The organism is Candidatus Brocadia sp., assembly GCA_021646415.1.
Taxonomy (GTDB): Bacteria; Planctomycetota; Brocadiia; order Brocadiales; family Brocadiaceae; genus Brocadia.
Genome location: SOEU01000003.1, coordinates 15,689 through 37,684, shown reverse-complemented (window position 1 = coordinate 37,684; position 21,996 = coordinate 15,689). Strand labels below are relative to the sequence as shown.

The following is a 21,996-nucleotide window of genomic DNA, read 5'->3' as shown; positions in this document are numbered from 1 at the left end:
TCCTTGTTGATAGTTATAGATTTTTTTGTGATATAGATTTTTGATAAAAATGTAATCAGGAGAAGGGTGAGGGGAAAATTCTTCCGGATTAGTATCCGTCGCTATGGAAGTGGGTATAATTTCTTTACAGCAATGAGTAATTTTTAAACAATATTTTTATCGCAAAAAATCAAGAAGGGTGGGTTGAATAATCCGTGCGCCTGTTTCCAGCGAGGATTGCAGGATGTTTTCCTGATGCTTCAATTCCATAATCAAAGACGCTATATCAGCATCTTCAGTGTATGATATTAATTCTTTCAATGCTATTCGGGAGTTTTCAAGGCTGTGTGCAGTCAATTCCAACCTGCTTGACTTTGCTCCGAACTTGGTAATCTCTGATAATAAAGTGCTTGTTGTGGTGTCCAAAGTACTTCTCAGATCAAGAAAAGCGGAAGAATCAAAGGTACTTGATTCGAGCGCATCTCTTAACGAGATTAAGGTCGAGAAAACACCGTTATTTTGAAAGAATGTTCCACCGGCTATGTTCACTTGTATGTACGTATTTGGACCTATTTGGTATTTAATTTCTTCATTGTTACCTACATAAGATATTGAGGATATTTTGCCGTTGCCATCGCGCATAGCTGAAAAGGGGATTGTGGAAGTTTTGGTGCCTGAGAATATATATTGACCATCGTTATCCATGTTTGAGAATTGCAGAACAGATTCCAACAATTCATTCAACTCACTGGCGATGATCCTTCTTTCGGATTGCCCAAGTGTGTCGTTCGTAGCTTGCATGGTCAGTTCCTTTACTTGAGCCAGGATTTCCTGAATGCTCTCAAGGGTATTGAATGTATAGTTTATTTGCTCTTTAGCAATCTCAGTATTATCTGAATATTGTTGGAATTGAATTTCTTCTGTCTTTAATCCAAGGATTTTACGTGTACCCGAAGGATTGTCTGAGGGGCGGTTTATTTGTTTTCCGCTCGACAGCTTTTCCTGTATTTCCTGCATTTTTTTAAAGTTGAGATTTATGTTAGAAAGAGTAGTTCTGTTCATACTTTCCTGAGCTATTCTGAATGACATTATTTAATCCTCCATAAATATTTTCTTACAAATGAACATTTCCGTGAAAGCTATCTGTGATCAGCGCTCAGCTAAATGCCAACAGTTGACAGATGGATGCCAGCGCTGAATTGCTAATTGCAGAAAGCTAACTGCTTGTATGTTAACCAATTGAGCCATAGTAGGGTGCGTCCTACGCACCAAAAATAATTCACCGTATGAACTGTGCGTAGGACGCACCCTACACAAGCTGTTTTCGCGGGACAGGCATCCTTGCCAAAGAGAAATCTTACGATGTCAAAATTCCTCATATGCGTTCTGAATGGCAAGAAGGTTGTTTGGTTTTGCCTTTTAAAACCCGGCCTAATTTAGCCAAAGGAACTCAATAATCTTTCAACAAGCCCGTCAACGATGGAGATATATTTTGCAGAGGCTTGATAAGCCTGTTGAAACCTTATCAGGTTGACCAATTCTTCGTCGGTGGAGACGCCTGATACCTCATCCCTGCGATTTCCCAGACTTGTTTCTAAAGCGGTAAAACTTTCTTCAGATTTATAGGCATTGCTGGCTTCCTCTCCCAATGACGATGCAATCTGGTGCAGATAATCAGCAAATGTCGTATTATCGATAGCACTGGCGTCATCCTGTAATGCGGCTAAACGCAACGCATTTGTGTTATTTCCTACCTCGCCTGTCGAAGCAGCAATCAACGATACATCTTTACTAATATCAGAATTTACGGTTATATCAGAGGCATCGGATCCACTGAAGAAAGTATTTATTCCTAACGCGGCCAGTAAATCGGTTGTATCTGAATCGCTTATAACGTCTAATGAAAGTGTATCGCTTGCAGTGATTGCATCGCCAGAAAGAGAGAGAGAGACTCCATTTGCGACATTGATTATATTTCCTGGTGTGTAATTACTGCCTACGTCGAGTGTTGCTATAACCGCTCCACTGCTGTTCTTCACCTCAATCTGGAGTCCCGCAGTGCTCCCGATTGTGCCGGTACCCAGGGCGGTAAAAGTATATACATCGTTAGATTGTCCTGAGTAAATACCTGAAACGGAAACCGTGGAGCTTCCCAGTGACCCAGGATTTGGGTCTAAGGCATACGAAAAATTGTATTTGTAACCAGAATCGGCTTTGATGAGAAGCTTGTTGTCCACGATGGATGCTGAAATGTTTGCAAGACCGTCTATGGAGGTCTGGAGGTCAGTAAGGGAATCTGTTGTAACATCCACAGAAATTTTGTTCTTTGTTACTTCTCCAGTGCTTGTATTGATTACCGTAATATAAATATCTCCTGAATCGGGTGTAATATCCAGCCCGGCTGAATCTAACGCCGCGGCGGTACTTGATACTGTGTTGGTTGACAGCATACTGGCAAATTCACCAGACAGTCCTACGCCCTCGCTATGAATGCGATTGATATCTTTTATAAGACCAGATGCCAGTGTATCGAGTTTATCATCGTAATCCACAATAGTTTCATTATAAAAGCTTTGCAATCCTTTTATTTCCCCGCTTTTGAAGGCATATTTTGAATTTGTACTCCTGGAATTTACGATATTAATGGTTCCGGATGCATCGACCTCAGAAGAGATGCTTGTGGAACTTGTACCTGATACTAAAGTCCCGCCCGATGTCGCGACATTCACTATTCCATTATCCTGGGTAATAACAGTGATGTTGATCAACTTGCTGAGATCAAGCAACAACGCCTCTCTTTTATCTAATAGGTCGTTGGACTCAATGCCTTTTACTTTCAAGGCAGAGATTTGTTTGTTTATACTCGCAATGTTTGCGGTCAGATTGTTGGCATCCGATATTTTGCTATCTATACTTTGCTTGACAAATATTTTCATCTGATTCAGTTCATTTACGGTTCTATGAAAGGTATCGGTCAGTGTATTGGCCTTTTCTAAAAGGGTTGCGCGGGAACTTATATTTTGCACATTTTGTGAAAGGTCATTTATGCCTCTAAAAAAAGACGCCAATGCGTTATTTAAGCTGGCTTCAGAAGTTTCATTAAAAACGGTTTCCAGTTCTCTGAGATACTGACTTTGTATAGATGCATTGCCAAGGGATGATGAAATATCTCTCAAACGGCTGTTGAGGTAGTCATCTTTATGCCTGATTATCTTTACAATCTCTACGCCCTGTCCAATGGTGCCTGCAGTTGTCATCATGGGGAGTTTTGTTGCCATGACGGTTGACTGTCTTGTATAACCTTTTGTATTTGAGTTCGAAATATTGTGGGCTGTGACCAACATGGCACGTTGAGCAGCTAATATACCACTTAAACCAATTTGTAAATCCGAAGACATATTCAAACTCTCCTTATATTTCTGTATCAATTAAAACCATAGGCAGCTCATGTTCCTGAATTTTTCCCGTAGGGTGGTATATCGGGTATTGAAATGCAGGGGGGCAAAATATTTTTATAATATCTTCAGTAATCTCAAGTGAATAATGAGTGAGGGTCGTATTGGTCTGGTTTACCTTCTGTAATTGCTTTATTGACTGTGTTAATTTGTTTAGCAGGCTGCCGGTCCTCTCCCTATGCAAATTATCCATGTTATTCATCAATGATCTCATGGTAACATTTTTTCCCCGCACATTGTTTTCTTTGCAATATCTGATTATGATATTCTGCCTTTTTTCTTCGAGGAACTGGGCAATTTCGGCCTGATTTTTTTCCTGATAGAGAAGCATTTCCAGTTCTTCAATATTTCCCGATATCAGGCAGTGCTGTTTTGTTTTTGCAGTTTCAAGCAATTTATCGTAAACGATAGATAATCGGTCAATCGTATCAGTTAATTTGTCTAATAAGGTATTCATGATGGATTTACTCCATTATTGTCTTTCCCATTTTTCCTATGGACTAACTCTTCTTCATATGCTCTTTTTAAATCAACGGTGTTGTTATTGTCCTTTAATAGAGGAGGTCTGTTGAGCGATTTTTCAGCAGATTCTTTATCATGCATCAGTTGTTTATAAATTACGGATGTAACTCCAAAACCTCCCTTGGAAACAATATCTTGTGAAAGGGCGCTGTGCATGATTTCGGTGTAGGTCTCCATTCCCGCATTGTTTTCCTCGAATAAGTCTGATTTAGGTATTGTTTTCCACATGGCATCGATGACAAAATTGACGAGGATTGATTCGAAATCCTGCGATGCCTTCTTAAGAGAGAGCGCATTATTATTAGTATCCTTTTGCTGACTTAAATTTTTGATTGCTTCAACCGAAGGTGGTTGGGAAATGAGCAAAGGGTTTATTGCTGAGTAATTTTCCATGTATAACTCCGTTGTTAAAAAAGGACTAATACCAACAAGGAAGATTTAACTTTACCTCTCCTTCATCCCCTCCTTGCGAAGGAGGGGAAAGAGGGGTGGTTATTTTGGTTGCAGCTATGCTTCGTTATAGGTTTTACATGATAATAAGTTCTGCATGAAGGGCGCCCGCCCGTTTAATTGTCTGGAATATAGAGATCAAATCTCTTGGTGTTACTCCTAACACATTAAGGGCCCGTGCGACATCAGATATTGTTACCCCCTCCTGAATTACGTTTAGTTTCTTTTCCTCTTCGATCACTTGAATATCTGTTCTGGGTACTACGGTTGTTTGACCGGATGACAATGGGCCAGGTTGTGAAACCTCTGGTCTTTCATTGATGGTGATACTTAAATTCCCATGCGCAATGGCAACCGTCGATATTCGGACATTTTCACCGGCAACGATTGTTCCTGTACGTTCGTTGATAATGACCCTGGCAATACTGTCCGGCTTAACGTACAACTCTTCGATATTTGCCACAAATCGTATAATGGAATCCTCTGATTGGAAATCTTTCGGAGGTATTATATCCACAACTGCTGCGTCTATTGCTCTTGCAGCATTTGGATAGAGATTATTAATTACTTCTACCAAACGATTTGCTGTTGTAAAATCAGGGTCGCGTAAGACAACGCTTAACGACTTGCCATATAAAATAGAAGAATGGATCTCTTTTTCCACGATGGCGCCATTTGAGATGTATGCAGTTGTAGATATATTTTTGCGGAGAGATTGAGCTTGCCCTTCCACGTTATAGCCGCCGATGGATAAAGGTCCCTGTGCTACTGCATATACTTCATTGTCTGCTCCTTGTAAAGCAGTTTGGAGTAAGACACCCCCTTCGAGGCTTTTGGCATCACCAAGGGAAGAAACGACAACATCGAGTTTATCGCCTGGTCTTGCAAAAGCAGGAATGTTGACAGTGACCATAACTGCCGCAATGTTTTTAGACAGAAAATCTGATTCCGATAGTAACACTCCAAGCTTTTCAAAAATATTTACGGCCAGTTGTCTTGTGACCCTGAATATCTGGCTATCTCCGGTTCCCTGAAGTCCTATGACAAGGCCGTATCCATAAAGCTGGTTATCACGAACGCCCTGAATGTAGGCAATGTCTTTAGTTCGGACAGCCGCTTGAGTAAATTTACAAAGCGGTGTCATAAACAAAAGGACTACAATGATAAAGATTGTTGCGCGGTATTTAAAAACTGAATTCATGATGGGCGTTTTCTTTTAAATATGTTCTTTTATTAAAATAATATTATTGTGTTGCCTTTGGCGACGACTTCCAACTGCGTGTTCCCAAACAGAGTTTGGGAACGAGCCGGAAATTTGTTCCAGCCAGGCATAGGGAGATTATTACTAAGGTCAAAGTAACTATTAAAATGGCCACACAGCTTCATAGATCCGGTTCCACCACCCGCGTTTCCCAGCGCGTGTTAAAAATCCTTTGCCCTCAAGTGTTATATTGGCATTTGCGATTGAGGATGATTGAATCACATTCTCTATACTGATATCAATAGGCCTTACTATTCCGGATACCTTGATGTTATATTTTTCACCATTAATATTGACATCACGATTTCCTTCTATAATCAAATTCCCATTGGCTAGTATTTCCGTAACAACAGCAGTAAGTTCTAAACTAATATTACGGTTGCTCTCATATGCTCCTTTGCCATTAAAACTGTGATTCATATCGGCTGAAAAATTTGGTAAATAGCCGCTCGTGTCTCCTAATGGCTTTGTAAAAAAATTTGTAGTATCTACGTTGACACTATGGCTTTTCTTGTTTTCTGCACTGGAATCTTCCACTCCTGTAATTTCTGTCGACTCATTGATTTGTACCGTTACAATGTCTCCTATTCCCCTGGCCCTGTTGTCATTGAACAGATTTGTGTTTAAAGTCACTCGTTTTTTCCAGATTGATTCAGCCTGAATATTATTACTCACGATTAACAGTACCAGGCTTGTAAAAAGACACGTTATAGTCTTCCGTTGTAAGAACAAATTTCTTTTGTTAAACATTTTTGTCTTTCCGCACAAAAGGGAGGATGCTGAGAAAATAATAATATTATTGTGACTGTACTGAGTTGTGGCATTGTTTTTCATAGTTCTTCCTTAAAAAACGATCTTAACCGAGGTCGAATCCTCTACCCTGCCGTGTAACTCCTTATTCGAATCAATATTCTTTATCCTGATGATTTTTCCCAAATAGCCGTCCTCCTTTGCTATACCTTTTGTTACAACATGGAGATTTCCTGTTTGAACAAAAATTTTGATAAAATCACCCTTTTTTATTACAGGGGGATTGTCCACAATTTCTGCTGTAATTGGTGTATTTGGCAAGATTGGACGTATGGCGCGTTTTCCTATGAGATCTTCAGCATTGTTAAACGTTAATCCAGCAAGCTTTGTAGTTTCCATCCTTCTGATCACAAGGGTATCCATGCTGAGAATGTCGTTTCTGTCTATTTTCTTGTTGGAAGTAACGATATTTTCGTATACACGTATGTTAAAAAAAACCGGTATTTTCATATATTGTTTATCGTTAATAAATATATGAACGATAAGTTGGACGTTACCTCTGTCTTTAGTAGCATCAATTTGTGATACCTCCAAATGGATAGTTCCTTCATTTGCAGGTAATAATTTATCCTTTGGATGTCTGTCAGATTCAATGATTATTTCACGTTCAGGCTGGAATAATTTAGACTGAAGATATTTCCTTGCCTTCTTTAAAATATATTCTCCTGAAATGGTTATTGATTCAACAGAGACCAACGAAGAAGTCGTGCTGCCGTAAGTGATATCATTCAGATTGATACCTTCGTCCATGAGACGTGCATTGATGGTATCCCGTTCTATTTTCCTGACGTTACCAGGCCAGGGGGTGTTCCCAATAATAATATCGTTGATTCTTTCTAAAAGGGATGGATTATTGCATGAAACATATGCAATATCTTCCATGACAATTTGTTTTTCTGGCAGGATTACCTTGTCCTTGATTTCTATGGTAATTCTTTCACCAATTGCAGTATGGAAGGTGAAGAAGATTACCATGGGTAAAGGTATTAAAAAGTTTAATTTCATAAGAAATTTCCGTCAGCTATTAAAAATGCTTTTGCAAGTATTTTACCTCACTTCATCGCCTTCCTTAGAGGAGAAGGGGGAGATGAAGTGCGGTTTTGCAGCGTTATGCCATATTGTTAATGGTTGACAACATCTCATCACTGGCTTTTATTGCTCTGGAATTGATCTCGTACGCACGCTGAGCAGTGATAAGGTTAACAAGTTCCGTGACCGTTTCAACATTTGAATTTTCAAGGGCTCCCTGGTAAATTTCACCTGTTCCTTGTTCACCAGGTACTGAGACTATGGGGGCGCCTGATGCGACAGTTTCTGCATACATATTCCTTCCGAGACTATCTAAACCTGCCGGGTTAGGAAAATTTGCCAGCATAATTTGTCCCACATTCTGAAGGGTGCTATCGGAGCCTTTTATGAATACTGTTCCATCCGTTCCAATTGAAATTTCTTTGGCATCTTGAATTGTAATGCTTGGTGTCAATGGTAAACCCTCAGCAGTAACAATCTCACCCTTACTATTTAATTCAAATGCGCCATCCCTTGTATATGCAATAGTACCGTCCGGCCGACTTATCTGAAAGAAACCGTTTCCTTCAATAGCAAGATCTAGAGATCGGTTGGTGGCCTGTTGATTCCCTTGAGAAAATACCTTGGAGGTAGAAATGGGTCTTACGCCACCGCCTAGCTGGATACCTGAAGGTATCTCAAAACCTTGTGCAGATTCAGAACCAGCAATATACTTCTTTTCATAGAGAAGGTCCTGAAAATTGACCTGGCTTCTCTTGAATCCCGTAGTGTTTATATTTGCTAAATTATTTGAGACATTATCCAAAAATAGCTGTTGAGCTTTCATGCCTGTAGCGGCAGTATATAACGCCCTTATCATAATGCTCTCCTTTTAAGTGAGTAAATGGGTATATGAGTTTATGAGTATATGGGTTATGGGTTATTTTTATTTTTTAAATATTTAATAAAGTTTAATGTCATTTTTCTCAATATTTCAATATCACCAAATAAGTTCTCGCCTTTTTTTAGGTAATTCAATTTTAATGCTATAACAAGTTGTGTTTCAATTTCTGATAATGAACCTAATGCGATATATAAAATTGAATGTATTCTTTTTTAGAAAACCTCGCTGCACCCTCGGCAATATTACTTGGATAAGATACGGAAGCTTTCCTCAATTGTGATGTTAACCCATAGAGTTCCTCTTTTGGGAAAGCAGCCGTAACTTTATAAATATTCTGCACAAACTCAATTCCCCGTTTCCAAATATCTAAATCCTTATGCGTCCTCATAATTCCTCCTTATTCACCCATCTACCCATCCACTCATCTACTCATTTACTGCTATGTTGCAAGTTTAATGAGTTTTTTAAGCGTTTCGTCGATGGAGTCGGTGACCTTATAACCAGATTGATATCCTCTCATATTTGCAATCATATTGACCATCTCATCTACCGCATTTACATTTGATTGTTCCAGGTAGCGATGGGCTATTTTAAAATCGATTGAATCTTCCGGTTCTTTTGCAGTATCAGATAATGTATAGGCACAGTTCCCTGTGGGTTCGAGAGCAGTTAAATCAGAAATAGTAACAACTCTAATCTTCCCGGTTTCCTTGCCGTCTGCAGAAAGGCTTCCATTCTCTTTGACAGTAATGCTTTTTGCATTTTGGGGGACTTGAATTTCTCCGTCGTGGCCTAATAGATACCATCCTTCAGGCGTGATAATCCTCATGTCACGTGATAACATAAATTGCCCTTTTCTCGTGTAACGAATTCCATCATCCGTTTTGACGGTAAAAAATCCATTTCCTTTTATAGAAAGGTCAAGATCATTACCGGTATATTCCAAAGTACCTGGTGAAAAGTCTGTGGCAACGGTACCTAAACTGTTTCCAACACCTCGATTAGCATTTTGATTCTCAGTTTTTGTATCAGAGATATAGGACTGAAAAACAGCAACATTTTTCTTATACCCAATGGTGTTGATATTAGCCAGATTCCGTGCGATAACTGTCTGATAGTCCCCTTGACTTACCATACCCGATGCGCCTGTATAAAGTCCTACGATCATGTGTATCCTCCGTATATGAGTAAAAAGCTTGATTATTCTATTTTTCTTTATAGCCGCAATCTTAATACCAAATACGCAAACGAACATCTTTAATAAATTCTTTTTTACAACATGCCTTATAACAACACTTTCTATGAGTTAAGGGGGACATATTAAATTGACGTGATGAAAAATTTATGAAAATAGTTGGGTAAATATTTCATGGTGAATTGAATAAATTTCCCCATCAATAATATGTACAAAAAATTTACATGAATAACCATAAATAAGAATATTGGTTAGGTGCGATGTAGTGAAGTTTATAAAAGTATTTTATTGAGATAGGGCAGCGAACGGTCGTTCGCCACCCTTATCATCAAACTATGTTTTTCGTTATCTCTTCAGGTTGACGACTTCTGCAAGTATTTCATCGGCCGTGGTGATGACCTTTGTGTTGAGTTGAAAGCCCCTCTGTGCCGTAATCAGCGAGGTCAATTCTGTGGCCATATCCACATTGGACCCCTCTAAATAGCCGCTTGAAATAGAACCTGCACGACCTGAATTAGCGTTTACATAAATGGGTTCGCCAGAGACTGAAGTTTGTTCGTATAAGTTATCTCCTATCTTGTTTAAACCGTTGAGGTTGTTAAATAAGGCGATCTTCAGTGTCGCAATAGTTTGTGTTTTGCCATTGGTGTACAATGTCTTTATGGTGCCATCTGAATTTATGGACACGGAATCAAATGTTCCATACTCGTAACCATCTTGTTTTGTGACAGCGGCAGTTGAGTCGCCGCCATTTTGTGTAAGGCCATCATTTTCTCCTGATGTGCCTAGATCAAAAATTACGGACTGTGTACTGCTGATGCCACTGAAATTAAATTGAAGCGTTGTATCACCGCTTGCGCTGAATGTACCATCATCATTAAACGTGATACTTGTTATCTGATTATCGCTACTGGCAAATGTGCCTTCACTACTATCCATAGAGGCGGTAAGGTCCCATTCGTTGTCCATTTGTTTTGTGAATCTGAGGGTAACCGCATGTCGGGTCCCCTGGGAATCAAAGATATCCACAGAGGTCGTGTACGTGGAGCCACTAAAGGTGTGATCTGTCCATGTCGTTGCACCAGTATTGGAGCCGCCATCCGTAAGAGTGAGCGATAATTCGTCATTTCCGGAGGTATCTGCTGTGAGGATGATTTTTCCTGAAGAATCCAGACTGGCGGTTGCATCACTGGAAAATGCCGTATTTATTGCGTCTATAAGTTCCTGAACTGTATCATTAGCTGCATACGTATAAGTTGCAGAAACGGCAGTTCCATCCGATTTCGTTCCCGTAATGAGAATGGTGTCTCCGGCAACGTAATCTGTAGTGTTAGAGTCCAGGTCGTTTAATTCGGTTGCCGTAGTTGCTGCTGTGCTACTTTCGGTAAGGGCGGTGGACATTATCAACACCTCGGCCGTTGAACTTGATGCCGATGCATCCAGATTGCCTGTAATGTAAGCCTTGGATGTAGCCTTGCCGGAAACGGTTGAATCATAAGGTATGGAGATTTCTTTACCGTTTGTGTCTAATACCTTATAGCCTGTATTTGAATCAACGAGATAATTGTCTTCATCAGTAGAAAATGCTCCAACCCTCGTAAAAAAATCCTTGCTGCCTCCATTAACGACAAAAAATCCCTCTCCCTGGATGGCGAGGTCAAATACATTATTGGTGCTTTCTAATGTTCCCTGACTAAAGTTCGATGTAATGCTTGCAAATTTTACACCCTTTCCTACCTGCATCGGGTTACCGTTAGTCCCAATTGCTATAGTTTGACTTAGCAGGTCAGAAAATAATAGCCTTGAGGATTTATATCCGTAGGTATTGATATTTGCCAGGTTATTTCCTATGATGTCCAACATGTTTTGATGGGCGCGAATACCTGACACGCCTGAATATAATGCACCTCCGAGACCCATGATGTCCCCTCCTTTCCGTTATTATTTGTCAAGTGATTTAGATTGAATGTTTGATGATGATGTTTTTGTTGTTGACGCCTCACTAACTTCTATGAGATTTGAGATGGAAACAGACTTTCCATGAACAATGAAAGACACCGTTCCATCTTCTTCGAGTTTTACTCCTTCTACAACACCCGTTAGGGTTTCTTTATCGTTACCATCGCTACTGTATGTTATGGTCTTACCGATGAACGTGCTGGCCATAGTTAGTTGGTCCAATTGCAATGAGGCCGTATCGATACTGGTCATACTTGAAAGATATTCTGTCTGCTGTTGTTCTTGTTCCAATGCACTGAATTGTGCTAATTGAGACATAAATTCAGAATTGTCAGTCGGCTCTAATGGATTTTGATTTTGCAATTGTGTAACAAAGAGCGTCAGAAAATTATTCATACTGATTTCTGAACTCAGACTTGAAGTGCTTGAAATGCCCATGTTTTACCTCCTTAAATAATGTAGTCAACCATTAAATTCGATGTGTTTATGCCGGCATCTGTTCGCGAATTATTGCTTACATTTCTTTCTTTATCGGATTGACCTCCATTTCGGTTCTCCTGGCTCCCTGCCCGATAATGTGTGTTATTGGAGTCAGAATTTTCTGACGATTTTTGTTTGTGCGCATCGTTATTTTGTATGTGTACTTCTAATTTGTGGATTTCCACGCCGTTGGCACCCACGGATTCTTTAAGGCGATGGGCATTGTTTTCTATAACGGCTTTGACTTCTGCGTTCTCCACAAAGATCTTTGCCCCGATTTCATCATTTTCTTCGGTAAAGTGGATTTTTACACTGCCCAGTTCAGGGGGGGTCAGGTGTAACTTGATTTCTGATTTATCACCATGGTGTATCAGGCTGATTTTTTGAAAGAGTTGATCCGTAATATTGTATGCATGCTCTGTACCTGCATTAAAACTTTCGGGGAATGTGTGCCTTACACTATCTTTATGACCTTCCAGGGAAGGTGATTGTTTTGTGCCACCGGCGGGAAATACTTCTGTATTTTGTGTAAAGTTTGATGCGTTTGATTGTATGCCATCGGTTGTTGTTTGTGTATCCAGGGGAAAGAGATATCTGCTATGAGTTTTTTGTCGATGAGTGTCAAATGGTGTAGGGTTAGAGAGGCTCTCTTCCTGTGTAAAGTTGTCAAACAAGTTCCATTCCTCATTTTTTTGTGAAGTACCTGGATCGTTATGCTCAGAAGGTACCTTACTGGTTATTTTTGACAAATCATTTTCCCTCTGTTTTTCTGTTCCATTGATTTGGCCGTCTATTTCATGCCTGGGTGTATTAAACCTGTTTTCTGGAGAAACATTCTGAGCTAGTGATTTAAATGCAGTAGGCAATTCCTTGATATTGATTGCGTTATCTGAGCCTGCAAATTCTGGCTCTTGCATTACGATGGGGATGGATTGATCCAATTTTTGTAAATTTTTAAGATTTTTGGATGGATTTGATCCAACACCTTCATTGTTCCGGATTGCGTTTTCGTCAGTTAGATTTTGCATAATGGATGCTTCTGTGTTGTATAAAAAATCCGAACTGGTTATATTAGTGAACTGGTTATTTTTTCGTATATCAATTTTCCTCTGTTCCAAACCACAAAAGGGAGAAGTGAACAAATTTTGATGATTGACATCAATCATCAAAGGATTGTGAATATTTACATTAACATCAACCTTGACCACACCATTTTTCAAAGGGAAATTTTGGCTAAAATTTTGAAAAGCCGGTTCTGTGTGTTCACGAAATGTCCCGGGCAGAATGTCTGATGAATGGATAGTGTCTAATACTGGTGTCCCTGAAAGATTCAGTTCAAATCCTTTTTCACCTTTCTTTGTTAAAGAAGAAAAACCGTCGCTTTCTCCTCCGATAGAGTTGGGTATGTTGGGATTTTTTGCATTTCTTTGTGGGCTACCGCTTACCAGTGTTTCATGGAATAAAGATGAGTTTACCTCATGAATATCCTCTTGAAATAGTTTCCTGTTACTCGATTCTATTGCAGGATCATTTGGCTTTTGTTGATTAACTGCATCCCGGGCTGTGCGATTGATTATTTGTTGACCAAGTATTTCCTGGAATGGAATACTTTCGGAATGATTCTCAATATCTTTTTCACCGATTTCTGATTGAACCGGATCTGTGTCCGTTACATAAGAACTTGAGCTATTCGTAGTTGGACGAGTCCCGCGGAACAAATTCCCAAACAAATCATTTTGATTAGATAGTTCTGCGGCTGTTTCCGGCATAGTGGTTTCCTCTAAGAGAATCGTGATGGTGCTATAATTTTATTTTATCATTGAGCAACATATATGCCGTTTTTATGGTATTTTATGGTAATGGAGAAATGGGATTGATCGTAGAGATATATTTAAGTATTGATATATTAGTTGTTTATGGCTATCAACAAAAGAAAAGTATTTGTTTAGAGAATGCTTGCTCATTCAATGGAGATACAAATTCCGAGTACTTTTTTCTCGTAATGTGGTATTGTTTTCCGTATTACGAACAGGGCTGGGTTGCGCGTTACGAGGTTTTTAAGATTAGTGTTGGAGTGTTTCTGTTATCTGATTGGCTACAAATTGGGAGTAGCGCCTCATAGAAAGCAAGATGAGTTTCCAGCCATAGAGGGCGCTTTTTTGGTGTGTGCTTTCAAAGTAGTGCTTTACAAGCTCTGCAACCTCGTTTTCATTGCTATCAAAAACGCCGTCAGCGCTCCATACGACGTCTCCGGTATCTGTGGAGATCATACCTACTTTGACACCAAGTAACATAGGTTCATAAGGACGGTAGTGGGTTATATTCCCAAATACGATGGCATCTGCATCATAGTTCTTCCTCAAGGTCAAAAGGGTAGTCAAATCAATACTGCCTTTATCCCATATCCCATGTTCGGTAGTCAACAGAGCATTGTTTCCCGATGGAACAACGACCTCAAAATTCCCTATTTTTCGTAATTCTACTGCAAATGCCTCCGTTACCTCATCTATGATAGCATCACGGTCTACATTATCTTCGAATGGTAAAAGTAATACACGGCGTAAACATATTTTTTTATATTCATCCGTTTTGTTATAACTAAGGCTTGAAGAACGATGTGGCGGAGCACTTGAACAGCCCATGACTGCTAGTAAACAGATAAAAAGGATGCTCTGTATAGATTTCATCTAAGAACTCCCTGGTGGCGACCTGGTCGCAACCAAACTAAATGTTGTAGTTGAAAGTTACTAGATTAAGATTCAAAGTAATAACTTACAACATTCAACTTACAACTCATAACCATTTTAAATAACTTACAAAAAAGAGATTCATTGGGGATTTTGCGGTTTTTGTTTCTTCTTTTCAACCAATTGTTCTATCTTCAGACTAACGAGTTCCTGCTTTGCCCTTGTTTCTTCAATCTGTGCCTTTGTTAATTCCAGGGTTAACTCTCTGATCTTTTTTTCATATGGTTCCTGACTTTGTTCTAGTTGTTTCCCTATTTTTTCGTTTTCTATAATAAGTTGTTGGATTGCTTCTAATTGCTTCTTGAATTCTTCCAGTTCTGCTTCGAGCATTGTTCTTATTGCCTTTTCGCTTTCCAACTCTCTTTCAAGTCTGGCAATTTTTTCCTGAGATAATGACAGGGCTTTTCGTGTTTGTTCAAATTGCTCGAGTAAAGAGGTCTTTTTGTTTTCTTCGCCGGTATCAATATTTACCGTTGCACCGCTGGCTAAATAACCCCTGCTTTTCGGTGGTGATACGGTTTCTCCTGAAAGACTATCAGTTGTGTGAGGTTTTTTATTTTCCTTTCTTATGAAGGATTCGCAGCCGAGCGTCATCAAAATAAATATACTGAAAGAAATCAAAGGAAGAATTTTCCCCATATCCCACCCTTTCCTCAATGAATGTCTAAAATTGCAACTTGTAATGTGGTGATTGATTTTGGATTTATTAAAGCACATCGAAAATATTTTTTGCTTAGGTTCTTGTAAAATGGTTACTTGTGCTTATTTTAAATTGATTCAAAAGCTGTTTTATATCAGATTAGACAAGCAAACATTATACCTCTCAAAGATCATGATTGAAGCTTTTGATGTGTGATGAGATGGTTTTTAAAAGATCTGGTCGTTTGAACAATATTGTCACTGCAAATAATTGCAGAGCAGATTGCCACGCGGGACCCTCCGGCATGTAATATTTCGGCAATATTATCAATGTTGATAGCGCCTATGGCAACGAAGGGGATAGTAATTTCCCCTTTTACCTGCTTTAAATAGTTAAGACCTACCGGAGGCTCATTGCTCTTTGTTGTGGTATAAAATATGGGACCAATGCCGATATAATCCGCACCTTCTTGTTGCGCTTTTCGCGCCTGAACTATTGTGTGGGTAGATATGCCCAAGATTTTGTCATGGCCAATGATCTTACGTGCGCGGTGAATGTCCATGTCGGACTGTCCGATATGCAACCCGTCCGCATCAGTTTTTTTAGCAATTTCAGCACGGTCATTTACAATGAAAATAGTTCCCGATTTGCAGGTTACTTTTTTAAATTCCCTGGCCAGGAGAAGGAATTCACTGTCAGACATCGCCTTTTCCCGTAATTGTACTGCATCTGCACCGCCCTGGATGACATTCTCCAGTATCTCCAGCACGGGTTCTTTAGAAAGATTGGAACTTATTATAACGTATAATTTTACGCCTGAAAATTTTGTAAAAAGCCTTGTTTTATTGCCTTTATCATTGGCGGCAAACGCATCCATAAATGTGTTGACACTCACTCAATGTTTGATATAATTTTTACTGTTATGTGTTTCCTACCAATAGGTGTTATTCAACAAATCGATACGAACCCTCGACTTACAAAAGGGCGATAACAATATGGCGCAAAAACGCGTGTCCAATCCCTGTTGCCCGTAAATGGAAACGTTACCGACAAACCTTTGAGGAAAAAATCTTGTGCTGCTGGTTATTTTTTGAGCCAGTCCTTTTAAAAAATAAGAATTTACAAATTTTATTTTAATTATTTATTAAAGTAAATACAAGTTTTATAAACAGCTCAGCAAGTCAACAATCAAATTTCCTCCTTTCACGAGAATGAAAGTGAGTGAAAAACGTGTATCAGAAAAGAGATAGGTAGTAAAAAAATGTCGGATGTAAAAGAATATTGCGGATTGTTTGGAATTTATGGGTGTGAAGATGCAGCAGAGAGGGTTTATTATGGTTTGTATTCTTTGCAACATCGGGGGGAAGAAAGTGCCGGAATTGCCTCAACGAATGGGAAGGACATCATCTGTCATAAAGGAATGGGGCTTGTTAGCGATGTCATAAAGCCGCAGATGCTCAAATCTTTAAAAAACCCAATTGCTATCGGACATGTTCGGTATTCGACCATCGGTTCCAGCAATATAGGTAATGCGCAACCCTTGGTAGTGGATTATTACAAGGGGAAAGTTGCAGTTGCCCATAACGGACAGTTGACCAATGCAAAAAGATTGCGCGAAGAATTTGAGGCCAACGGTTCGATATTTCATACTACCGCTGACACCGAGGTCATTCTACACCTCATGGCAAAGCCTTTACATATGATGCAAAAAAATTTGTCTCTCGTACTGCAGCAATTACGGGGGTCTTTTTCATTATTGTTTATGACCCCGGACGAGATGGTGGGGGTGCGTGATCCCCATGGTTTCAGACCATTGGCGTTGGGAAGATTGAACAATGGTTATGTCATGGCCTCTGAAACCTGTGCCATGGATCAGGTGGGTGCAGAATATATTCGGGATATCAATCCAGGCGAAGCGGTTTATATTGGTAAAGACGGGATTCGAAGCGAATATTATTGCTCCCAAAAATATATTAAACCTGCCTTTTGTGTATTTGAACTGGTATACTTTTCAAGACCCGACAGCAAAATCTATGGTGAAAGTGTACATTTATTTCGTAAAAAATTAGGGGCCAAACTCGCCGAGGAATCGCCCGTGGATGCTGATGTGGTTATTTCTGTTCCTGAGGGGGGGAACTCCGCGGCAATCGGGTATTCCCATGCCTCAGGAATACCCTTTGATAGAGGGTTTATCCGCAACCATTATGTGGGCCGGACTTTTATTTTGCCTGAGCAGGACCGGCGACACCGCATCGTGGAGCTTAAACTGAATGCCTTGAAAGAGACTGTGGAAGGGAAAAGAGTTATTGTTATCGATGACTCCATTGTAAGAGGGACGACGTCGAAGTCACGGTTTGGATTGTTACGGAAGGCAGGGGCAAAGGAAATCCATGTCAGAATCAGTTGCCCACCTCATCGTTATCCCTGTTATTATGGAATTGATTTCCAGCAAAAAGGGGAACTTATTGCTGCCAATCGCACATTAGAAGAAATTCGGCAATTTTTAAATGTCGAGAGTCTCAGCTATCTGAGTGTGGAAGGGATGATGAATTGTACAACTCAGCCTCGCCACTACTTTTGTAATGCTTGTTTTACCAGTGATTATCCAACACCCATCGAAGAGGAAACAAAGAAACTCACCGAGAGAAAACAGTAAGAGTATCTTGGTGTTTGTAATTTGTGTAAGTGCAGAGACTTAATTTAATAATATTAAACTGACAAATGTTTACAAATCCCCTGTACCTCATAAAAGGTATTGTAGGTAGAACCTTTTATATCATTCCTCAACGACCAGAACGTATCCAGATAGAGATTACGAACCGCTGTAACTATACGTGTGGTATGTGCCCCCGGGAATCCTTTAACCTGCCTGAAAAAGACATTTCTCTTGACCTTTTTCAGAAAATCATCGACAGGCTGGAATTACGTTATAATATTACCCTTACCGGATGGGGGGAACCTCTACTGCATCCAAAATTGATGGATATGATTGTTTATACAAAGGTGAAAGGGCATTATGTTGGTATGACAACCAACGGTTTGTTGTTGGCTTCATTTATTGATAGGATTATTGATACGGTTGATAAACTGACCATTTCATTAGACAATATAGAAGGAGGTAGTGAAGTTATAGATGGTCATCCCTCCAATAAGGTTGTCCAAAAGAACATTGAATTCCTCATGAAATACCGGGGTGATAAAACAAAACCGACCGTGACCATTCAAATAACCATGCATGCGAAACGGCAATGTCTGGATACCATCAGATTTGCCGGAGAAGTGGGAGCGGATCGTGTTTATCTAGTGCGATTAAACAATCCTTTAGGTAACAGTGATTTTAAAAGGCCTAGTCTGGAAGAAGAATTGGAGATTTATAAGGAATCTGAGGAAATAGCCAAAAAATATGGATTACAGGTCGACAACAACTACACGGCTTTTGACAATGGGTTGCTTCGGTTATTGTACAAACGACTACGTCCTGTAATGTACCGTTTTGATAAGTACTGTCCGAAACCTTACGATTATTTGTATATTAATATCGATGGCAAAGCAACCCCATGCTGTGATCTTCCCCGCTACGAAGTGGGTAACATATTAAAGCAAAGTATTGATGAAATTTGGCACGGTGAGAATATGCAGTATTTCCGTGAACATCAGAATGATGTTTGCGGTAATTGCGATGCATTAAGATTGAGACATATAAATTAAGCAGAACGCAGATTCTCGCAGATGAACACAGATTTTCAAGATTAAAAAGACACGATTTTTTGCAAGCGTAGGGCGCGTCCCACGCGCCAGTTCAGATGAAGCATAAAGAACGATTTTTGATACTAAACAGATTATTTAATGGGGGGCTATGCTTGCATTACATCATATTGATAGGTTTTTCTTTGGCAGGCGATAATCTGGTAGGTTGGGTTGAATGAAATGAAACCCAACAGATTTTCTGTAATTATCTGAGATTAGTACCTAAGATTATGGCTGTGGCAAATCGCAATGGCAAGGGCATCTGAGGCATCTCTGGGTTCCGGAAGTTCAGGCAGGTCGAGGATAATCTTTACCATTTCCTGTACCTGTTCCTTTTGGGCATTCCCATTCCCTGCAACCGCCTTTTTTATAACTGTGGCAGCATACTCAGTAATGGGAATGTTTGCTGATGCCGCGCACAAGAATACAATGCCCCTGCCTTCCCCAATCCTTATTGCCGACTTGATATTTTTACTGTAAAAGACTTCTTCGATAGCCATCTGGTCGGGTTGATGTTTCAGAATGATGTCCATGATCTTGTCATGGATTGTTTGCAGTCGTTGTGGAAAGTTATGGATTTTATTGGCCTTGATAGAACCATATTCGATGGCGACCACTTTTGATCCTAACTTTTCGATCACACCGTAACCAGCGACTTGCGTACCTGGATCGATTCCAAGAATTTTCACCTCAAAATACCTCCTAACCCAAACAAGTCGGAAAAGACAAAATCCGAAGCACGAAATTCATGAGTCAACCCTGTCAGAATTAATTTATTTTTTGCTGAAAATGTCAAAATTATCTTTGGAAGATACTACGCAGTCATTGTGACTGCCCTTTTGCTTTTTGTCATTCTGAGCGAAGAATCTCTTTTATTGCTCAGGGTAAATTCCGCGAAGAATCTTATTTCGCATCCTTTGTGAGCTAATGCCTGACTGATTTGGGAATATGCCCTATTCCTGCAGTCCTTTTTAAATATTATAGGAGTTTTTTTGATTGTCAATAATAAATCTTTGTATAATTTTTACGTTTTTATTTGTATTTTTGCATTTTGATTTTTAATTTTTACCTATATAATTAAGAATCTTTATTTTGATGCGAATAAATTTTATCTTAATTTCAATAATCCCAATGTCGAATATAAACCTGTCTGTCAATTTATGTAATATCCAATTGGCTAATCCTACTATTCTAGCATCTGGGATATTAGGTACGACAAAGGCATTACTGAAGAGAGTGGCTGAGAATGGTGCCGGAGCGGTGACGATCAAATCTATCAGCGTTGAACCCAGAGAGGGGCATAAAAATCCCACCGTTATTACCTTTGAGGCGGGAATGCTGAACGCCGTAGGTTATTCAAATCCTGGCATAGATGCAGCAGCCAGGGAATTTTCCAACCTTCAGGATATAAGTGCACCGGTGATTGCGAGCGTCATTGGCACCCAGAAAGAGGATTTTGTACGGGTTGTAGAGGGCCTTGCTGGGGCAAAATTTTCAGCCATCGAAATACCTCTTTCCTGCCCGCATACCCCAGGGTTTGGGCTTCTCGCAGGGCAAGGCACCCCTGAGGCTACATATGCCATAACTTCTGAGGTAAGAAAAGCGACCAAATTGCCCATATTCGTGAAACTATCCCCCAATATTCCTGAGATTTGCACGATTGCAAGGGCTGCCGAGGATGCCGGTGCCGATGCCATCACGGCCGTGAATTCAATGGGACCCGGCATGATCATCAATATAGAGGCACAAAAACCTGTCTTGAGTTTCATGGTGGGTGGTGTAACAGGTGATGCCTTACGACCCATTGCCGTAAGGTGCGTGTATGATTTGTACAAGGCTATAAATATTCCCATTATCGGTGTGGGGGGGATTTCCACAGGTCGACATGCCATTGAGATGATGATGGCAGGGGCATCTGCTGTAGGTATAGGAACGGGTGTTTATTATCGTGGTATTGATGTTTTTAAAAAGGTATGCGGAGAAATGACTCAATGGATGGACGAGAACGGTTTTGACAACATTAGCAATATCGTAGGTGTTGCCCATGATTGAACAGCCGAAAATGGTAAAAATTTGCGATATTTCGGAAGAATCCCTAGGTGTAAAAACATTCTTTTTCAAATGCAATCTGGATTTTGTTCCAGGGCAATTTATTATGGTGTGGATACCCCTTATCGATGAAAAACCCTTTACCATATCTTATATTCAAAAGGATATCATGGGTATCTCTGTTTTAAAATGTGGGGCATTTACCCTCGCGCTTCACAATAAAAAAGTAGGGGATCTCATTGGGATACGTGGCCCTTATGGCAAGGGATTTAATTTGCAAACCAACTCAAATTCATGTGTTGTGGGAGGTGGTATTGGGATGGCATCTCTGGCAACGGTTGTGGACAGATTGCATGATGTAACTGTTATACACGGGGCACGAACTGTTTCGGAATTAATCTATCGAAAACGTTTTCAGGGGATGAGACTGTGCACTGAAGATGGCACTGCCGGTTTTAAAGGAACAACCGCTGATTTACTAAAGGAATTGTTAGAAACACAAACCTTCAACAAGGTCTATACATGCGGTCCTGAGAAGATGCTGTATAAGGTGGTTGAAATATGTAGAAACCATAGCATCGATTGCGAAGTATCTTTAGATAGGTACATGAAATGTGGTTTTGGTATCTGTGGACAATGTGATTGCAGTGGTCAACGTGTATGTATTGACGGCCCTGTTTTTAATACAACAGAGTTAAACAAGATGAAAGACTTCGGCAAAATAACCATCTTGAAAACAGGGGAAAGGGTTATTCTGTGTAATCGATAGCATAATTGAAATTTTATTGAC

The 21,996-nt window shown here is 39.9% G+C and carries 20 protein-coding genes and 1 pseudogene; 4 read left to right on the top strand and 17 right to left on the bottom strand.

The genetic code is table 11. The annotated features are described in order from the left end of the window. Positions 1-156: 156 nt before the first annotated feature. The 16 genes and pseudogenes from flgL to thiE form a co-directional block, all read right to left on the bottom strand. Entirely contained in the window at positions 157-1,068 is a 912-nt protein-coding gene (gene flgL / locus E3K36_04015; protein ID MCF6154415.1) for a flagellar hook-associated protein 3, read from the bottom strand. Between the two features lie 347 nt (positions 1,069-1,415). Then, complete coding sequence (gene flgK / locus E3K36_04010) at positions 1,416-3,377, bottom strand: flagellar hook-associated protein FlgK (GenBank protein ID MCF6154414.1); 1,962 nt, start codon at positions 3,375-3,377, stop codon at positions 1,416-1,418. Positions 3,378-3,390: 13 nt separating this feature from the next. Continuing rightward, positions 3,391-3,891 (bottom strand): flagellar protein FlgN, encoded by a 501-nt coding sequence (locus tag E3K36_04005; protein MCF6154413.1) that lies wholly within the window; start codon positions 3,889-3,891, stop codon positions 3,391-3,393. Continuing rightward, positions 3,888-4,349, bottom strand: coding sequence for a hypothetical protein (locus E3K36_04000; protein MCF6154412.1), 462 nt, complete (start codon positions 4,347-4,349; stop codon positions 3,888-3,890). Before E3K36_04000 ends, E3K36_04005 begins: the two co-directional genes overlap by 4 nt. A 133-nt stretch (positions 4,350-4,482) precedes the next feature. Then, a complete protein-coding gene (locus E3K36_03995) occupies positions 4,483-5,607 on the bottom strand; it encodes a flagellar basal body P-ring protein FlgI (GenBank protein MCF6154411.1) in 1,125 nt (374 codons plus the stop codon). Positions 5,608-5,769: 162 nt separating this feature from the next. Further along, on the bottom strand, positions 5,770-6,501 hold the full coding sequence (locus E3K36_03990; protein MCF6154410.1) for a flagellar basal body L-ring protein FlgH: 732 nt from the start codon (positions 6,499-6,501) through the stop codon (positions 5,770-5,772). 9 nt (positions 6,502-6,510) lie between these two features. Further along, positions 6,511-7,482 (bottom strand): flagellar basal body P-ring formation protein FlgA, encoded by a 972-nt coding sequence (gene flgA / locus E3K36_03985; GenBank protein MCF6154409.1) that lies wholly within the window; start codon positions 7,480-7,482, stop codon positions 6,511-6,513. 103 nt (positions 7,483-7,585) lie between these two features. Further along, positions 7,586-8,365, bottom strand: coding sequence for a flagellar basal-body rod protein FlgG (gene flgG / locus E3K36_03980; protein MCF6154408.1), 780 nt, complete (start codon positions 8,363-8,365; stop codon positions 7,586-7,588). Between the two features lie 53 nt (positions 8,366-8,418). After that, a pseudogene (locus E3K36_03975) lies at positions 8,419-8,777 on the bottom strand (four helix bundle protein). 51 nt (positions 8,778-8,828) lie between these two features. Next, positions 8,829-9,644 (bottom strand): flagellar basal-body rod protein FlgF, encoded by an 816-nt coding sequence (gene flgF, locus E3K36_03970; GenBank protein MCF6154407.1) that lies wholly within the window; start codon positions 9,642-9,644, stop codon positions 8,829-8,831. Positions 9,645-9,929: 285 nt separating this feature from the next. Then, the gene (locus tag E3K36_03965) at positions 9,930-11,504 is read right to left on the bottom strand and encodes a flagellar hook protein FlgE (protein MCF6154406.1); all 1,575 of its coding nucleotides are present in this window, start codon (positions 11,502-11,504) and stop codon (positions 9,930-9,932) included. A 21-nt stretch (positions 11,505-11,525) separates the two neighbouring features. Next, positions 11,526-11,981, bottom strand: a complete 456-nt coding sequence (locus tag E3K36_03960) for a hypothetical protein (protein ID MCF6154405.1) — start codon at positions 11,979-11,981, stop codon at positions 11,526-11,528. 11 nt (positions 11,982-11,992) lie between these two features. After that, a complete protein-coding gene (locus E3K36_03955; protein ID MCF6154404.1) occupies positions 11,993-13,792 on the bottom strand; it encodes a flagellar hook-length control protein FliK in 1,800 nt (599 codons plus the stop codon). Between the two features lie 294 nt (positions 13,793-14,086). Beyond that, positions 14,087-14,710, bottom strand: coding sequence for a hypothetical protein (locus tag E3K36_03950; protein MCF6154403.1), 624 nt, complete (start codon positions 14,708-14,710; stop codon positions 14,087-14,089). A gap of 141 nt (positions 14,711-14,851) precedes the next feature. Further along, positions 14,852-15,409 (bottom strand): hypothetical protein, encoded by a 558-nt coding sequence (locus E3K36_03945; protein MCF6154402.1) that lies wholly within the window; start codon positions 15,407-15,409, stop codon positions 14,852-14,854. Positions 15,410-15,600: 191 nt separating this feature from the next. Then, positions 15,601-16,287: a thiamine phosphate synthase gene (gene thiE / locus E3K36_03940; GenBank protein MCF6154401.1), complete on the bottom strand. Its 687-nt coding sequence runs from the start codon at positions 16,285-16,287 to the stop codon at positions 15,601-15,603. A 384-nt stretch (positions 16,288-16,671) separates the two neighbouring features. Here thiE and E3K36_03935 point away from each other — a divergent pair, with 384 nt between their 5' ends. Both E3K36_03935 and E3K36_03930 read left to right on the top strand, forming a co-directional pair. Beyond that, a complete protein-coding gene (locus tag E3K36_03935) occupies positions 16,672-18,066 on the top strand; it encodes an amidophosphoribosyltransferase (GenBank protein ID MCF6154400.1) in 1,395 nt (464 codons plus the stop codon). Between the two features lie 65 nt (positions 18,067-18,131). Then, positions 18,132-19,118, top strand: coding sequence for a radical SAM protein (locus E3K36_03930; GenBank protein MCF6154399.1), 987 nt, complete (start codon positions 18,132-18,134; stop codon positions 19,116-19,118). 254 nt (positions 19,119-19,372) lie between these two features. Here E3K36_03930 and ruvC read toward each other — a convergent pair whose 3' ends face one another. Continuing rightward, complete coding sequence (gene ruvC, locus E3K36_03925; GenBank protein ID MCF6154398.1) at positions 19,373-19,846, bottom strand: crossover junction endodeoxyribonuclease RuvC; 474 nt, start codon at positions 19,844-19,846, stop codon at positions 19,373-19,375. Between the two features lie 442 nt (positions 19,847-20,288). Here ruvC and E3K36_03920 point away from each other — a divergent pair, with 442 nt between their 5' ends. After that, complete coding sequence (locus E3K36_03920) at positions 20,289-21,209, top strand: dihydroorotate dehydrogenase (GenBank protein MCF6154397.1); 921 nt, start codon at positions 20,289-20,291, stop codon at positions 21,207-21,209. Beyond that, entirely contained in the window at positions 21,202-21,975 is a 774-nt protein-coding gene (locus tag E3K36_03915) for a dihydroorotate dehydrogenase electron transfer subunit (GenBank protein MCF6154396.1), read from the top strand. Before E3K36_03920 ends, E3K36_03915 begins: the two co-directional genes overlap by 8 nt. The last annotated feature ends 21 nt before the right edge of the window (positions 21,976-21,996 follow it).

What these genes read in the sequence shown, in the direction of transcription:
- E3K36_03935 (MCF6154400.1), top strand. Translation starts at nt 16,672, where the DNA reads ATGTCGGATGTAAAAGAATATTGCGGATTGTTTGGAATTTATGGGTGT.
- E3K36_03995 (MCF6154411.1), bottom strand. Translation starts at nt 5,607, where the DNA reads ATGAATTCAGTTTTTAAATACCGCGCAACAATCTTTATCATTGTAGTC.
- flgK (MCF6154414.1), bottom strand. Translation starts at nt 3,377, where the DNA reads ATGTCTTCGGATTTACAAATTGGTTTAAGTGGTATATTAGCTGCTCAA.
- E3K36_03915 (MCF6154396.1), top strand. Translation starts at nt 21,202, where the DNA reads ATGATTGAACAGCCGAAAATGGTAAAAATTTGCGATATTTCGGAAGAA.
- thiE (MCF6154401.1), bottom strand. Translation starts at nt 16,287, where the DNA reads ATGGATGCGTTTGCCGCCAATGATAAAGGCAATAAAACAAGGCTTTTT.
- E3K36_03950 (MCF6154403.1), bottom strand. Translation starts at nt 14,710, where the DNA reads ATGAAATCTATACAGAGCATCCTTTTTATCTGTTTACTAGCAGTCATG.
- flgL (MCF6154415.1), bottom strand. Translation starts at nt 1,068, where the DNA reads ATGTCATTCAGAATAGCTCAGGAAAGTATGAACAGAACTACTCTTTCT.
- E3K36_03920 (MCF6154397.1), top strand. Translation starts at nt 20,289, where the DNA reads ATGTCGAATATAAACCTGTCTGTCAATTTATGTAATATCCAATTGGCT.
- E3K36_03945 (MCF6154402.1), bottom strand. Translation starts at nt 15,409, where the DNA reads ATGGGGAAAATTCTTCCTTTGATTTCTTTCAGTATATTTATTTTGATG.
- E3K36_03930 (MCF6154399.1), top strand. Translation starts at nt 18,132, where the DNA reads ATGTTTACAAATCCCCTGTACCTCATAAAAGGTATTGTAGGTAGAACC.
- E3K36_03965 (MCF6154406.1), bottom strand. Translation starts at nt 11,504, where the DNA reads ATGGGTCTCGGAGGTGCATTATATTCAGGCGTGTCAGGTATTCGCGCC.
- flgA (MCF6154409.1), bottom strand. Translation starts at nt 7,482, where the DNA reads ATGAAATTAAACTTTTTAATACCTTTACCCATGGTAATCTTCTTCACC.
- E3K36_03990 (MCF6154410.1), bottom strand. Translation starts at nt 6,501, where the DNA reads ATGAAAAACAATGCCACAACTCAGTACAGTCACAATAATATTATTATT.
- E3K36_03955 (MCF6154404.1), bottom strand. Translation starts at nt 13,792, where the DNA reads ATGCCGGAAACAGCCGCAGAACTATCTAATCAAAATGATTTGTTTGGG.
- E3K36_04005 (MCF6154413.1), bottom strand. Translation starts at nt 3,891, where the DNA reads ATGAATACCTTATTAGACAAATTAACTGATACGATTGACCGATTATCT.
- flgF (MCF6154407.1), bottom strand. Translation starts at nt 9,644, where the DNA reads ATGTTCGTTTGCGTATTTGGTATTAAGATTGCGGCTATAAAGAAAAAT.
- flgG (MCF6154408.1), bottom strand. Translation starts at nt 8,365, where the DNA reads ATGATAAGGGCGTTATATACTGCCGCTACAGGCATGAAAGCTCAACAG.
- E3K36_04000 (MCF6154412.1), bottom strand. Translation starts at nt 4,349, where the DNA reads ATGGAAAATTACTCAGCAATAAACCCTTTGCTCATTTCCCAACCACCT.
- E3K36_03960 (MCF6154405.1), bottom strand. Translation starts at nt 11,981, where the DNA reads ATGGGCATTTCAAGCACTTCAAGTCTGAGTTCAGAAATCAGTATGAAT.